Origin of the sequence: Dactylosporangium sp. NPDC000521 (genome assembly GCF_042898305.1) — a bacterium.
Taxonomy (GTDB): Bacteria; Actinomycetota; Actinomycetes; order Mycobacteriales; family Micromonosporaceae; genus Dactylosporangium.
Genome location: NZ_JBIAYW010000002.1, coordinates 839916 through 853686, shown reverse-complemented (window position 1 = coordinate 853686; position 13771 = coordinate 839916). Strand labels below are relative to the sequence as shown.

The window sequence follows — 13771 nt, the reverse complement described above, 5'->3', positions numbered from 1 at the left end:
TCCGTCCTTCGATCACGCCGGCAATCGATCCGCCAACCCCGGTCGACGGTGACAGAGACTCACCCTGAAGGCTTCCGGGCTCACCGACACCACCGCCGTGATCCAAGGACCATTCCGGCCACGCGGACAGCCAAATCCGTCCGCCGATCACGCCGACGACCGACCCGCCGCGCCCGGTCGACGGTGACAGAAACCCACCCTGAACGCTCCCGGGCTCACCGACACCACCGCCGTGATCCAAGAACCATTCCGGCCGTGCGGACAGCCAGATCCGTCCGTCGATCATCGCGGAGAAGCAACAATCGGGGTCCGCCGCGGCGGCGGTGGGGGGAATTGCAGCTCAGCTTCGGCGCATGGTGATGTGTTCGATGCCGCCCTCGAGGTAGGGGGCGCCCGAGGCTACGAAGCCGAACCGTTCGTACACGCGGACCGCCGTGGTCTGGGCGTCCAGGACCGCGGGGCGGGGGCCGATCAGGGCGACGGCCTCGGCGAGCAGGCGGGCGGCGAGGCCCTGGCCGCGGTGGGTGGCGGCGGTGACCACGCGGCCGATGCGGGCAATCCCCGAAGGGTCGGTGAGCAGGCGCAGGTAGGCGGTGACGGCGCCCGAAGGATCCGTGAGCCAGAGGTGGACGGTGGTGGGCTCGGTGTCGCGGCCGTCCAGTTCCGGGTAGGGGCAGGCCTGCTCGACGACGAAGACGTCGCTGCGGAGGCGCAGGATGGCGTACAGGGTGAAGACGTCCAACGAGGCGAAGGGCGCGCTGTGGAGGGTCACGGTCTGAGCGTAGCCAGCTGCTCGGCGGTCTTGCGGGCGGCGATGAGGACGGGGTCCCAGACGGGGGCGAAGGGCGGGGCGTAGGAGAGGTCCAGGCCGGTCATCTCCTCGACGGTCATGCCGTTCCAGAGGGCGACGGCGAGGGCGTCGATGCGCTTCGCGGCGCCTTCCTGGCCGACGATCTGGGCGCCCAGGAGGCGGCCGGTGGTGCGCTCCGCGATGATCTTCGTGGTGATGGGGACGGCGCCGGGGAAGTAGCCGGCACGGGTGGTGGACTCGGTGACGGTGGAGAAGACGGCAAAGCCGGCGTCAAGAGCCTCCTGAGTGGTGAGGCCGGTGCGGGCGACCTCGTGCGAGCAGATCTTCGACGCGGCGGTGCCGACGACGCCGGGGAAGGTGGCGTAGCCGCCGCCGATGTTGATGCCGGCGGCGCGGCCCTGCTTGTTGGCGTGGGTGCCGAGGGCGATCGCGGTGGGGCGTCGCGAGATCAGATGGTGCACCTCGACGCAGTCGCCGGCGGCCCAGACGCCCTCCGCGGACGTGCGCTGGCGGCGGTCGACCACGATGCCGCCGGACGCGCCGACCGTGATGCCGGCGTCGGCCGCGAGGGCGCTGTTGGGCTTCGTGCCGAGGCCGAGAATGACGATGTCGGCCGGCAGCGTCCCGGAGTCGGTGTGGACTCCGGTGACCCGGCCGCCGGCCGACGAGAAGCCCTTGAGGCGGCACGACAGCCGCAGGTCGACGCCGAGGTCGCGCAGCGCGTTCGCGACGAGGCCGGCCATGTCGGGATCGAGGGTGCGCATGGGCTGGTCGGCGGCGTCGATGAGGGCGACCTCAAGGCCGCGGCGGATCATCGCCTCCGCCATCTCCAGGCCGATGTACCCGGCACCGACCACCACCGCGCGCCGCGGTGCGCGGTCCTCGAGAAAGTCCATCAGCCGGATGCCGTCCTCCAGCGTCTGTACGCCGTGGATACCCGACGCGTCCGAGCCCGGGACGTCAGGGCTGGCCGGCACGCCGCCGGTGGCGATGACGAGCTGGTCGAAGGGTTCGTCGTACGTGCGCTCCCCGCTCCGGACGGTCACCGATCGGGAGGACAGCGAGATCCCGACGACCTCGCAGCCGAGGCGCAGGTCGATGTCGAGCTTGCGGAACTCCTCGGGCGTGCGGGCGACCAGGTCGTCCGGCGAGGAGACGTCGCCGGCCACCAGGTACGGGATGCCGCACGCCGAGTAGGAGACGTGCTGCCCCTTCTCGAACGCCACGATCCGCAGCTCGTCGCGGGACCTGCGCCGGCGGGCCTGGGAGGCGGCGCTCATGCCCGCCGCGTCGCCGCCGATGACGACCAGACGCTCGACGGAGGAGGAAGGGGTCACCAGATCATTTAATCGTGTTTGTCCGGCGCGGGGATCGGCGCGCCGGTGTCGTCCCAGACGTTTCCGGAATTGGCGCTCAGCGTGGTCTGCGTACTGATGAGAACGGGGCAGACGTACTTGCTGTTGCGGCCGAAGCGGTTGTTCACCACGGCGATGCCGGTCATCGGGGTCGGGCCGCCGCCACGGTGGGCGAAGTTGAGCACGCAGGAGCCGCCGTCGAGCCAGTTGTTCTCGACGCGCACGTCGCCGCTGGCGCCGCCCTCCTGCGTGACCTGGAAGGCGGCGTTGGCGTTGGCGCCCGGATAGAGCACGTTGTGCCGCAGCGTGATGCGGCGTTTGCCGCGGGTGTCGACGGCGTCGTTGACGGTCGCGCCCGGGGCGCCGGTGCCGAAGTACGTCAGGTCGTGGATCCACGAGTCCTGGATGACGACGTCGTTGCCGGCCTTCACGCCGTCGACGGTGCCGTGGATGTTGACCCGGGTCAGGGTCGTGGCGGTGGCCCACACGCCGTCGAGGCACGCGTTGGGGCTGGCCGGGGCGACCTCGACGTCCTCGATGACCGCGCTGCCCTCGACCTGGATGACGGCGGCGGCGCAGCGCGCCGGCCCGCCCCGCACGATCGAGTTGCGGATCGTCACGTTCTTCCCGGTGATGCGGACGTATCCGCGAATATCCGCGTTCGACACGACCGCGTTGTCGACGGACAGCGTCTGGTCGCCCGCGAGCACCGTCAGCGCGGTACCGGCGATCACGCCGGTGTTCGCCGCGGAAGGCTTGCCGCCGCCGCGCGACACGTTCCGCGACACGGTGGACGGCGTCGCGCCCGCCGAGGCCGACGGAGACGGAGACCGCGAGCCCGACACCGAGACCGACGGCGAGGCACCGGATCCGGGCTGCCCCGCCCGCTCCGCGGAGCGGCGCTGCTCAGGCGTCAGGCCGTCCGCCGAGGCCAGGCGGTCGGGCTGCGTCAACGGGTACACCATGATCGCCGCCAGCGTCACCGTCACGACGCCGGCGACCGCGACGCCGATCGGCCCCCAGTGGAAGCGGCGCCAGTCCATGCGCCGCCCCGTCGCGGGAAGATCACTCTCGGTGGTCACCGACCCTTTCTAGTGGTACCAGAGTGACGTTGTCCACCTGTTGATGCACGTGTTCACGCAAGCGCCTTCGACATCTGCCGCGAAGTCGTCTCGAACCCCAACGATTCGTACAGGCGCAGCGCCCCCGGATTGTGACCGAAGACGTTGAGGCCGACCCGGGTCACGCCGCGGGCGCGCAGCTCCTCCTCGGCGGCGAGCATCAGCGCCCGGCCGTAGCCGCGGCGGCGGTGCGCCTCCTCGACGGAGATCTCGTAGATCCAGGCCTGCGTCCGGTCCGCCGTCGGCAGCTCGATCCACAGGTGCCCGACCACGTCGCCGTCGACCTCGCCCGCGTACAGCAGGTGCCCCGCGGTGGCGAGGCCATCGGGCAGCCACGTCGCGAACTGCCGTTCGATCCGTGCCTCGACCTCGGCCGGGGAGCCACGCCCCGCCTGCACCTCGTCGAGCGCATAGGCCGTCTTCAGCGAGGCGATGAAGGACGAGAATTCGGTCGGGGTGAGCGGGCGCAGCGTGAGCATGACGCTCACAATACGAAGGCGTCCGTCCACAGCTGCCGAGACCGGCCCGACAGCGCGTCGAGCAGCCCGACCGCCTGCCCGTCGGTGAGCGCCGCCACGAAGTCGACGATCGCCCGCCCGCGGGCCATCGCCATCCGGTCGAGGTCCCCCGAGGGCAGGCCGTAGTCGGCGGCGGTCAGGTCGCGGACCTCCGCGTGTGCCATCTCGACCAGGTCGTGCAGCCGCCGCGGCAGCCGCGCCGCCTCGTCGGGGTCAACCAGCCACGCGTGCAGCGCCTCGACGAGCGCGCCCAGCAGCCGGGCCTGCCCCCGCTGGTGCAGCGCCAGGTCGGGCCGCTCCAGCACGAACCGGTGGTGCACGAACTTGAGCACCTGCACCTCGTGCCACTGGGCGGTGCCGAGCGCGACGTGCCCGGCGCGCATCGGCGGCTCCGGCAGCACGTTGATGGCGTCGATGAGCCGCCGGGTCCAGCGGGCCGAGAAGCGCGCGACGCCCTGCTCCGCCTCGATCGAGCCGTCGAACGGCGCCGCGAGCAGCCCGTCGACGAGCTCGTGCCGCACGTGCTCGACGGCCGCCCAGAAGGCGTCGTCGTCGCTGATCCAGCCGTCCTTGCGGAACAGGTCACGGCGCAGCAGCTCCACCGAGCGCCCCGGCCGGCGCGCGGAGGCGCGCAGATCCGCGAGATCCAGGCCGCGCAACGCGGTCGCGTCACGCTGCCACGCCATCAGCTCGGTGGCGACGGTGCCCTGCTGCAGGACCCCGACCCGGTGGAAGTCCTCGAGGTCGTGGATGGCGTAGGCGATGTCGTCGGCGGTGTCCATCACGGACGCCTCCGCGGTCTGCTGCCACTGCGCGAGGAGCCCGTCGAACGGCGCGCGGGCCTGGCGCAGGTCGGCCAGCTCGGTCACGTAGGCGCCGAACTTCAGCGACCCCACCGCGGGGTCCTCCGGGTCCACACCGGCACCACGAGGTGTCGGATGCATCAGGTGTACGTGCGGCGAAGGGTACGTCCGCCGGGTCCACGGGTACTTCGCCATGGCCGCGCGGACCGCGGCGGTGAGGTCCAGCCCGACGGTCGAGCCGCTGATCTCGGTGCTCGTCACGATGCGGTACGACTGTGCGTTGCCCTCGAACCCGTCCGGCAGCCCGAGCCGCTGCCGGGCGAGCCGGTCCAGGACCCGCTCGCCGAGGTGCCCGAAGGGCGGGTGCCCGAGGTCGTGCGCGAGCGCCGCCGCCTCCACGACGTCGGCGTCGCAGCCGCCGAGCTTGTCCAGCAGCGGCTGTGCCCCGCACTGGGGCGAGCACAGCCGCTCCACGATGCCGCGGGCGACGCTGGCGACCTTGAGGCTGTGGGTCAGCCGGTTGTGCACCAGCAGCCCCGACCCGCCCGGGCTGATCACCTGGGTGACGCCGCCGAGGCGGGCGAAGAACGGGGACGCGACGATCCGGTCACGGTCGGCGCGGAACGGGTTGCCGGTCAGGTCCCCGGTGGAGGGGCCCCGGCCACCGAAGAGTCGCGCGTCCCTCATGCCGGCTTGCGGACCTCGATGACGAAGCCGCTCGCGGTCACCGCGGCCGCCGGGTGGTGCGCCAGCAGCAGGTCGAGGACCTTCAGCGGGGACAAGATCCAGGTGAGGGGCAGGATCGCCCGGTACAGCCGCATGCTGCCGAACGACAGCAGCATCGCCAGCCACTCCTGCAGCGTCCACAGCATGCCGGACGTCGGGCCGGCGCCGACCTTGACGCTGAGCACCTCGAACTGCGGGAACTGCTCGCGCAGCCCGACCTCGGTGTAGCGCTGGAAGTCGTACGGCGAGGCGTGGAACGGCTGCATGAACGGCACGAACACGAGCATCCGGCCGCCGGGCCGCAGCACGCGGTGCATCTCCGCGATGTGCGCCGCCGGGTCGGGCACGTGCTCCAGGACGGCGATGCTGATCCCGCCGGCGAGGCTGCCCTCGGCCAGCGGCAGGCTCCGCAGGTCGGTGACGATGTCGACGTTGGGGTAGGTGCCGCCGTCCATGCAGATGACCCGCTGGTCGCGGCGGTGGGTGCCGCAGCCGAAGTCGGCGACGAGGTCGCGCTCCAGGTCGAAGCTGCGCAGGAACGGCATGATCAGGTTGCGGTCCATGACCGGCGAGAGCACCTTGATCGCCGTCGGATACACCTTGTTGAACCGCTTCTTGACGAACTCCTTGATCCGGTTCAGCGCGTCGGCGGTGAGCTCCTCGGAGTCGAACCCGCCGAACTTCAGCTGGCTGCCACCGTTCTTCCTCAGCAGCTTGCCGGTGTGACCGCAGGCCGCACAGGCGACGATCTCACCGCCGTCGAGCCGCAACGGTGCGTGACAAGCGGGGCAGGCCAGCACCTCGGCCAGCCGGGCCTGGCGGCCCGCGGCGGTCGGCTCCATCGCGGGGGCGTCAGTCACAGTGTCGTTCATCATCCCTCAGCGGATCTCGTAGACAGCGATCTTCCCTGCACGGTGCCTGAACTGCGCGAACTCGCCCAGCGTCGGCGAGGCCGGGACACCGGAGCCGTCCGCGACCTCATAGACGAACAGCCACCGCACACGATACTGGTCGCGCAGTTTGCCGATCGTCGCCGCCGACGGCGTCGTGAACGCCGCGTCGTTGTCGGAGAGTAGCCGCTCGTTCCAGTACGGCGCGAACACGGCGTTCAGACCGGTCTCGGCCGCCACCTGGTGGGTGCGGTTGGTGAAGCCCCAGCCCTCGATGAGGAAGCGACGCTCGCTGTAAGCGGTGAATTCGAAGTGCCGGTTGTCGCACTGGGCGGGGGGATAGCCGACGAAGACGACGCAGTGCGCGTTCGTGGCGACCAAATCGTCCGGGTCGGAGTGGTCGCGCAGCCACCGCCCGGCCTCCATGGTGCCGGCCGGGATGAACTGCGGGTACTGGTTGATGCCGCGCCAGCCGGTCCGGTTGGCGTCGCGGGTCGTCGCGTGCAGGTGCAGCACCGTCGTGACCAGGCAGACGCCGGCCAGCATGCTGGCGATGACGGTGCCCTTCGCCGGGAAGGACGAGCGGCGCACGAGCAGCGCGGCGATGCCGACCAGCCCGAACACCGCCGCATACGGCCAGGCGAGGTGGAGCGCGCTCATTCCGGCCGACCCGTTGAAGCGCGTCGGCCGCGGGATCCAGTTCGGGCCGAGCTCGTGGACCACGATCAGGATCGCGGCGCCGACGGCGATCGCGCCGTACACCCACGTGAGCATCCGCCGGGTGGGCACGCCCGCGGGCGTGATCATCGCCAGGCCGACCACCGCCGCGAGCGACAGGTACGGCCGGCCGGAGACCATGAACCAGCCCTCGGCGCCGCCCTCGTGCCCGAAGACGAGCAGCGCGCCGACGCCGGACAGGCCGATGCCGAACATCAGGATGACCGGGTCGGCGGGGATGGACAGATCGGGGCGGCGGCGCTTCGCGAGCTTCACCAGGCCGAGCAGGCCGGGCCAGATGCAGGCCCAGCAGGCGACCGTGATCGCCGTGACCACCAGCAGCCGCCACAGCCCGGTCAGGCCGGGCAGCGGCATCGCGAACTCGGCCGTGTAGGGCGCGCCGGAGATCTGGGCGAAGTGCAGCGGGTCGATCGCCAGGCCCTGCGCCGCCCCGCCGAAGAGGACGAACTGGGCGAACAGCACCGCGAGGAACGCGACACCGGCGGTGATCAGCGCGGCCGGGTGGACCCGGCGGCGGGTCAGCAGGCGCACCGCGACGACCAGCAGGACGCCGGCGAGGAGCATGGGCAGGAACGTCGCCTTGCCGCCGGTGACCGCCATGGTCAGCAGGGCCACCAGCGCCCAGCGCTTCCAATTGCGTTCCGTGAGCACGTCCACCAGTACCAGCGCGAGACCGGCGAACAGCATCGCGCCGAACGTCTGCGTCGGGCTGGTCCACAGCTGCGCGCGCAGCGACGAGCCGTCCTCGTAGACGTTGGTGCCGAAGCTGGAGAACCAGGAGTGCTGCGGCCACTGGTACGGCGTCGGGGTGAGCACGAAGAAGGTGATGACCGCGGCGGCCGCGCCGGCCCACCAGTGCCCCGTGAGCCGCTTGCCGAGGACGGCCATCAGCGCCAGCATGCCCAGGATCATCGGCAGCGGCGACAGGCGCAGCAGCAGGACCTGCGGCTCGATCCCGGTGATCCAGGAGGTGGAGGCCATCTCGGCGTAGACGAACCAGTGGTAGAGCACCGGCTGCTCCGGCAGCCACGGCGAGGCGAGCGGCATGTGGTGCTTGGCGTCGCCGAGCAGCGCGAGGTGGAACGGGGAGTCGCCGTCGGGGCTCAGCGAGCCGGGCTCGGCCAGGTCGTGCGTGCGGAAGAACCGGACGACGCTCCAGTAGAAGAGCACCAGCCCGGATCCCGACAGGATCGCCGAGAACCAGAACGGCGTCTTCTCCTCGGCCCGGTCGGTGCCGCGCCAGTACCGCCGCAGTTTCGGCACGAGCAGGAAGACCGCCACCGTCGCGACCGGCCACGCGACGGTCAGCAGCGGCACGCCGATCCACCTGGCGACGATGTAGGTCATCACCTCGCACGAGTAGCCGACGGCGAGACCCGCGGCGACGTCCTCGACGAGCCAGCCCGGCCGGCCGCGGACCGCCCGCCAGATCAGCACGCCGGGCAGGATGATCCCGAGGGCGATGTACGCCGTGAAGATCGCCGTGGTCCAGACCGGCACCCCGTAGAGCCACAGTCCGATGAAGACCAGAACACTGAGCGTCACCGGCGGCGCCCACGCGGGCGGCTTCCGCCGGGCCGGGGCCGCTGTCGGCGCATCCGACGATGGCTGCTCCACGGTTACTGCCACGTAGTCCGCCGTTCCTTCGAGATGACCGGTCGCACCCTATCAACGCGCCACTGAGAGTGGGAGGCGCGCGGGCGCCTCGGTGCTGCGGTCGGCCGATGTCCTGGTACGACCGCCGGCCACGGGCACGATCACCCGGTCCGGGACGTCCCGGGCCGGTCGGCGTCGCACGGTTGCCTGCGGTCGATCAGGGTCTGAATTCCGTCCAGAACGCGCGCCAAACCGAACTCGAAGTCGGTATCGGGGGTCTCGTCGGGCAGGTCGAGGATGCCGGTCGCGAGGAGCCTGCCGATCGCGGGGAACCGCTGGGGGTCGACCAGCCTGCCGAGCAGCTGACCGTAGCTGAGCATCGCCTCGTCGGCGGTCGCCCCCGACGCCTGCGCCGCCGCGGTGATGTCGGCGGTCAGCAGCGCCCAGTTCCGGGTGATGCCGCTCACGGTCATGATCGTGGAGAGCTTCTCGTGCTCCTCCAGGGCGGTCTCCGCCAGCACCGCGAGGCCGTGGTCCATCCAGGCCACGTGGTTGGGCGTCAGGGGCGGCGAGGTGATCGGCACCCGCACCATCCACGGCTGGCGCCGCAGGATCCCCAGGTGCGTCCGGGCGAAGCGCAGCATCCCCTCCCGCCAGCCCTCGCCCGGCGACACCGGCGGCGGAGGGCCGATCGCGGCGTCGACCATCAGGTCGAGCAGCTCGTTCTTCGCGGCGACGTAGCGGTACAGCGACATCGTGGCCGCGCCGAGCTCGGCGGCCACCCGGCCCATCGACACCGCGCCGAGCCCTTCCGCCGCGGCCACCTGCACGCCCGCGGCGACGATCCGATCCAGCGTCAGGCCGGGTCGCGGCCCCTTGCCGGGCCGGGCGCGCAGGCCCCAGGCGACGGCCAGGTTCGGGGGCAGTTCCTTCTCCATTGACTGAGATCCTACTTCTGCGTATAACTTACGCAGTAGTGCGTACGACATACGCAGTAAACAATCTTGGAGCGTGCCTCATGACCCTCGCCGTCGAGGCGGCCGGCCTCACGAAGTCGTACGGCAAGCTCGACGTCCTCACCGGCGTCGACCTGGCGGTGCCGGCCGGCACCGTGTTCTCCCTGCTCGGGCCCAACGGCGCCGGCAAGACCACCACGGTGCGCATCCTCGCCACGCTCCTGCGCCCCGGCGGCGGCCAGTGCCGCGTCGCCGGCTACGACGTGGTCCGCCAGCGCCGGCAGGTCCGTGCCGCGGTCAGCCTCACGGGGCAGTACGCGGCGGTCGACGAGCTGCAGACCGGCGCCGAGAACCTCCGCATGATGGGCAGGCTCAGCGGCCTCACCGCCGCCGCGGCCACGAAGCGCGCCGGCGAGCTCCTTGAGCGCTTCGACCTGACCGCCGCCGCCGACCGGCGTGCCGGCACCTACTCCGGCGGCATGCGGCGCCGGCTCGACCTCGCCGCCGGCCTCGTCGGCACCCCGTCGGTGATCTTCCTCGACGAGCCGACCACCGGCCTGGACCTGACCAGCCGGCAGTCGATGTGGCAGGTGATCGCCGGCCTGGTCAGCACCGGCGTCACCGTCTTCCTCACCACGCAGTACCTGGAGGAGGCCGACCAGCTCGCCGACCGCATCGCCGTCGTCGACCACGGCCGGGTCGTCGCCTCAGGCACCCCGGCCGAGCTGAAGCGGCGCTTCGGTGACCAGCGCCTGGACCTGGAGATGGCTTCGCGCCCGTCCTGGGACACGGCGCTGGCCCGCTTCGGCCCCCGGGTGGTGCAGCACGACGCCGGCCGTCTCACCGTCGGCGTCACCACCGACGGCAGCGCCGCACACGTCCGCGCCGTCCTGGACGAGATCGACCCGCAGGGCACCGACGTGCTCCGGTTCTCGCTGCACAGCGCCACGCTCGACGACGTCTTCCTCGCCCTGACCTCCTCCGCCGCGTCCTTGAAGGAGCCCGCCAATGTCTAGCCTCGCCACCGCCCCGGTTCAGTGGCTGACCATGGGAGGCCGCTCGCTGCGCCTCGGCCGGCGCAACGTCGAGGCACTCATCATGTCGCTGGTCCTGCCGGTGATGCTCATGGTCGTCTTCGTGTACCTGTTCGGCGGCGCGATCGACACCGGCACCGCGTACGTCACCTATGTCGTGCCGGGCGTCATGCTCCTGTGCGTCACCTTCGGCTCCGCCATGACCGCGGGCTCCGTCGCCAACGACATGACCGGCGGCATCATCGACCGCCTCCGCTCCCTCGACGTCGGCGGCCCGGCCGTCCTCGCCGGCCACGTCGCCGCCAGCATCGCCCGCAACGTGTTCTCCAGCGTGCTGGTCTTCGGCGTCGCCTTCGCGATCGGCTTCCGCCCGCACGCCTCCGCCGGGCAGTGGCTCGCCGCGCTCGGCGTCCTCGTGCTCACCATCGCCGCCGTGTCATGGCTGGCGGCGGCGCTCGGCCTGCTCGCGTCCTCCCCCGAGGCGGCCGGCGGCTACACCTTCGGGATCACGTTCCTGCCGTACGCCAGCAGCGCCTTCGTCCCGATCGACACCATGCCCTCGTGGCTGCGCGGCTTCGCCGGCAACCAGCCCGTCACGCCGATCACCGAAAGCCTGCGCGGCCTACTGCTCGACCAGCCGGTCGGCTCCGCACCGTGGAAGGCCGTCGCCTGGTGCCTGGCCATCATGGCCGCGTCGATCGTGGCGTCGGCCCTGCTCTTCCGCTCCAAGACCCGCGGCTAGCGGGTCAGCCGGCAGTCGCGGGCATCCTGGGCGTCGTCGACCTGGAGCTCCAGGTGCTCGAACTCGTCGGCGCGCTCGGCCCTGAGCTGGACGGCGGAGTGCTCGCCGAAGTTCAGGAAGACGCGCTGGTCGTTGTATGCGTCCTTCGCGACGATCGACCAGGTGCCGTCTTTGGTGAACGGCGGCATGTTCCCGTCGTCCAGGACAAGGCCCTCCGCGTGGTAGGTGCCGTCGTCGCGGATGCTGACCTTGCCGCCGCACTCGCTCTTCCACACCCCGACCACCTGGTCCTGGGTGAACTGCGGCCGGCCCTTCTCGGGCAGGACGTCGTCGACCGAGGACGGGATGGCGTCGCAGCAGTTCAGGCAGCCGAGCAGCAGCGGCAACGCCAGGATCGCCATGGCCACCCTGGCCCAGGTCGATCTTCGGGGCACGCGGTGATCATGGCAGATCCGTGAATGTCTTACCAGATGCCAGGTCAGCGGACCGGGCGACCGGCACCATCCTTGCGGCGGTGGCGGGACCAGCGTGAACAAAGACTCCGACCGCGGGCGGTGGGACCACCCCTACGCTGGTTCGTAGCCCACCATCCGCCGCGCGGCTAGAACGTACGTTCGGACGTCACTTCGGGTCGAGTCGGATCGAGAGGCTGTTGACGCAGTGGCGGGTGTTCTTGTCCGTCATGCGCTCGCCGCGGAAGACGTGGCCCAGGTGCGAGTCGCACCGCGCACAGCGGATCTCGGTGCGGACCATGCCGTGGCTGCGGTCCTCGATCTCCTTCACGGTGCCCGGGATGGCGTCGTCGAAGCTCGGCCAGCCACAGTGCGAGTCGAACTTGGACGTGCTCTCGAAGAGCTGGGCGCCGCACGCCCGGCAGTTGTAGACACCGGCGGTCTTGGTGCTGACGTACTCGCCGGTCCAGGGTGCCTCGGTGCCCGCGCGGCGCAGGACCCGGAACTCGTCCGGTGACAGCCGCACGCGCCACTCGGCGTCGGTGGTGGGCAGGTCGACAAGTGGCTCGGTCATGCCTCAACGGTAGGCGGCACCGGGCCGGACGACCATTACGGCCCGCGAACGCGATGTCCCCCCGGCCCGCGACGTCTCCGTCCCCACCTCGTTGGACCGACGAAAGCCACGATTCGGACTTTTGTTACACAGTGGGCGAGCGGACGGGACACGACGATGAGGTTGCTCTACAAGGCGGTTGCGGTCGGCGCGGCGGGCGCGGCCGGCATCACGCCGTTGGCCACCGCGGCGCACGCCGCGTCCTCGTCCACCGAGATACGCGTGGACGGCTGCGGCACGTCGTGGAGCGGGGCGCTCGAGCTGTGCGGCGAGACCCCCCACCAGGGCACCGGTCCCGCCGGCTACGGCCCGAACGACACCCACGACTGGCAGTACGCCGCCCCCGCCCAGGCCGGCACCGGCGGCCCGCTCTACGCCGGCCACGCCACCGGGGACGATGACGACGCTCCCGGCTACGGGGGCGGCCACGGCTCCGGCAACGGCGGCTACGGAAGCGGCGGCCACGGTCAGGGCGGCGGGCACCACGGCAGCGGCGGCCACGGCTTCGGCAACGGCGGGCACGGCTCGGGCAGCGGCGGGCACGGCTCGGGCAGCGGCGGGCACGGCTCGGGCAGCGGCGGCGGATACGGCAACGGCGGGGGCTCGACCAACGGCGGCGGCAACGGCCATGGCGGTCACGGTGGCGGCGGGCATGGTCAGGGCGCCGGTCACCACGGCGGCCACGGTTCAGGCAACGGCGGCCACGGCTCCGGGAACGGTGGCCAGGGCAACGGCGGCGGCGGGTACGGCGGCGGACCGGGCGGCTCGCACAACGGCGGCGGCAACGGCCACGGGTCGGGTGGGCCGAGCACACCCGGCGGCGGCGGCAACACGCCCGGCGGCGGGGGCGGCAACGGCGCCGGAAACGGTGGCAACACGCCCGGCGGCGGGGGCAACACGCCCGGCGGTGGCACCGGAACGCCCGGTGGTGGCGGAACGACGCCCGGCGGGGGCAACGGTGGCACGCCCGGTGGCGGTGGGTCGACCCCGGGCGGCGGTGGCACCACGCCCGGCGGTGGCGGCGGCAACGCCAACGGTGGCACCACCCCGGGCGGCGGTGGCACCGCGCCCGGCGGCGGGGGCGGCACCGTGAACGGCGGGGCGACACCCGGCGGCACCGGGTCGGTCAGCGGTGGCGCCACGGGGGCGGGTGCGGGCACGGCGACGGCCACCGGCACGCTCCCGGTGACCGGCACGTCGTCGATGATGACGACGATCGGGTTCGCGTTCATCATCGGCGGGGCCGGCATCCTGTACTTCACCAGGCTGGGCGACCGGGGCGAGGACACCGCCCAGGAGCAGGAGCCGACCCGCAGGACGCCGGCGAACCGCAGCGGCGGCCCCGGCCGGGCACCGGCGCCGATGCCACGGCGCAGGCCCAGCCCCCAGGCGACCCGCAGGCCGTGACCGCGAGGC

Annotated in this window: 13 protein-coding genes; 3 read left to right on the top strand and 10 right to left on the bottom strand. The window is 71.9% G+C overall.

What is annotated here, in order from left to right:
- Positions 1-340: 340 nt before the first annotated feature.
- From ACFY3L_RS09625 to ACFY3L_RS09590, 8 genes are all read right to left on the bottom strand, one after another.
- Positions 341-772: a GNAT family N-acetyltransferase gene (locus ACFY3L_RS09625; protein ID WP_389320754.1), complete on the bottom strand. Its 432-nt coding sequence runs from the start codon at positions 770-772 to the stop codon at positions 341-343.
- A complete protein-coding gene (locus tag ACFY3L_RS09620; RefSeq protein ID WP_389320751.1) occupies positions 769-2148 on the bottom strand; it encodes an FAD-dependent oxidoreductase in 1380 nt (459 codons plus the stop codon). Before ACFY3L_RS09620 ends, ACFY3L_RS09625 begins: the two co-directional genes overlap by 4 nt.
- An 8-nt stretch (positions 2149-2156) precedes the next feature.
- Positions 2157-3248 carry a hypothetical protein gene (locus tag ACFY3L_RS09615; protein ID WP_389320749.1) on the bottom strand — a complete coding sequence of 364 codons (1092 nt, stop codon included), beginning with the start codon at positions 3246-3248 and terminating at the stop codon, positions 2157-2159.
- A 53-nt stretch (positions 3249-3301) separates the two neighbouring features.
- The gene (locus tag ACFY3L_RS09610) at positions 3302-3766 is read right to left on the bottom strand and encodes a GNAT family N-acetyltransferase (RefSeq protein WP_389320746.1); all 465 of its coding nucleotides are present in this window, start codon (positions 3764-3766) and stop codon (positions 3302-3304) included.
- Between the two features lie 5 nt (positions 3767-3771).
- Positions 3772-5295, bottom strand: coding sequence for a deoxyguanosinetriphosphate triphosphohydrolase family protein (locus ACFY3L_RS09605; RefSeq protein ID WP_389320743.1), 1524 nt, complete (start codon positions 5293-5295; stop codon positions 3772-3774).
- A complete protein-coding gene (locus ACFY3L_RS09600; protein ID WP_389320740.1) occupies positions 5292-6194 on the bottom strand; it encodes a methyltransferase domain-containing protein in 903 nt (300 codons plus the stop codon). The genes ACFY3L_RS09605 and ACFY3L_RS09600 overlap by 4 nt, the downstream gene beginning before the upstream one ends.
- A gap of 18 nt (positions 6195-6212) precedes the next feature.
- Positions 6213-8507 (bottom strand): hypothetical protein, encoded by a 2295-nt coding sequence (locus tag ACFY3L_RS09595; protein WP_389320737.1) that lies wholly within the window; start codon positions 8505-8507, stop codon positions 6213-6215.
- Positions 8508-8719: 212 nt separating this feature from the next.
- Positions 8720-9496 (bottom strand): TetR/AcrR family transcriptional regulator C-terminal domain-containing protein, encoded by a 777-nt coding sequence (locus ACFY3L_RS09590; protein ID WP_389320734.1) that lies wholly within the window; start codon positions 9494-9496, stop codon positions 8720-8722.
- 80 nt (positions 9497-9576) lie between these two features.
- Here ACFY3L_RS09590 and ACFY3L_RS09585 point away from each other — a divergent pair, with 80 nt between their 5' ends.
- Together ACFY3L_RS09585 and ACFY3L_RS09580 are read left to right on the top strand one after the other, a co-directional pair.
- Positions 9577-10530: an ATP-binding cassette domain-containing protein gene (locus ACFY3L_RS09585; protein WP_389320731.1), complete on the top strand. Its 954-nt coding sequence runs from the start codon at positions 9577-9579 to the stop codon at positions 10528-10530.
- Positions 10523-11290 (top strand): ABC transporter permease, encoded by a 768-nt coding sequence (locus ACFY3L_RS09580; RefSeq protein WP_389320729.1) that lies wholly within the window; start codon positions 10523-10525, stop codon positions 11288-11290. Before ACFY3L_RS09585 ends, ACFY3L_RS09580 begins: the two co-directional genes overlap by 8 nt.
- Here the strand turns inward: ACFY3L_RS09580 and ACFY3L_RS09575 are convergent.
- Both ACFY3L_RS09575 and msrB read right to left on the bottom strand, forming a co-directional pair.
- Positions 11287-11724 (bottom strand): hypothetical protein, encoded by a 438-nt coding sequence (locus tag ACFY3L_RS09575; RefSeq protein WP_389320726.1) that lies wholly within the window; start codon positions 11722-11724, stop codon positions 11287-11289. The two genes, ACFY3L_RS09580 and ACFY3L_RS09575, sit on opposite strands and share 4 nt — an antisense overlap.
- A gap of 187 nt (positions 11725-11911) precedes the next feature.
- Positions 11912-12316, bottom strand: coding sequence for a peptide-methionine (R)-S-oxide reductase MsrB (msrB, locus tag ACFY3L_RS09570; RefSeq protein ID WP_389320724.1), 405 nt, complete (start codon positions 12314-12316; stop codon positions 11912-11914).
- Between the two features lie 156 nt (positions 12317-12472).
- On the opposite strand from msrB, the gene ACFY3L_RS09565 reads away from it, so the two are divergent.
- Positions 12473-13762: a hypothetical protein gene (locus tag ACFY3L_RS09565; protein ID WP_389320721.1), complete on the top strand. Its 1290-nt coding sequence runs from the start codon at positions 12473-12475 to the stop codon at positions 13760-13762.
- Positions 13763-13771: the final 9 nt, after the last annotated feature.

Coding starts and splice junctions, on each gene's coding strand:
- ACFY3L_RS09610 (WP_389320746.1), bottom strand. CDS start 3,766: ATGCTCACGCTGCGCCCGCTCACCCCGACCGAATTCTCGTCCTTCATC.
- ACFY3L_RS09605 (WP_389320743.1), bottom strand. CDS start 5,295: ATGAGGGACGCGCGACTCTTCGGTGGCCGGGGCCCCTCCACCGGGGAC.
- ACFY3L_RS09590 (WP_389320734.1), bottom strand. CDS start 9,496: ATGGAGAAGGAACTGCCCCCGAACCTGGCCGTCGCCTGGGGCCTGCGC.
- ACFY3L_RS09585 (WP_389320731.1), top strand. CDS start 9,577: ATGACCCTCGCCGTCGAGGCGGCCGGCCTCACGAAGTCGTACGGCAAG.
- ACFY3L_RS09580 (WP_389320729.1), top strand. CDS start 10,523: ATGTCTAGCCTCGCCACCGCCCCGGTTCAGTGGCTGACCATGGGAGGC.
- msrB (WP_389320724.1), bottom strand. CDS start 12,316: ATGACCGAGCCACTTGTCGACCTGCCCACCACCGACGCCGAGTGGCGC.
- ACFY3L_RS09565 (WP_389320721.1), top strand. CDS start 12,473: ATGAGGTTGCTCTACAAGGCGGTTGCGGTCGGCGCGGCGGGCGCGGCC.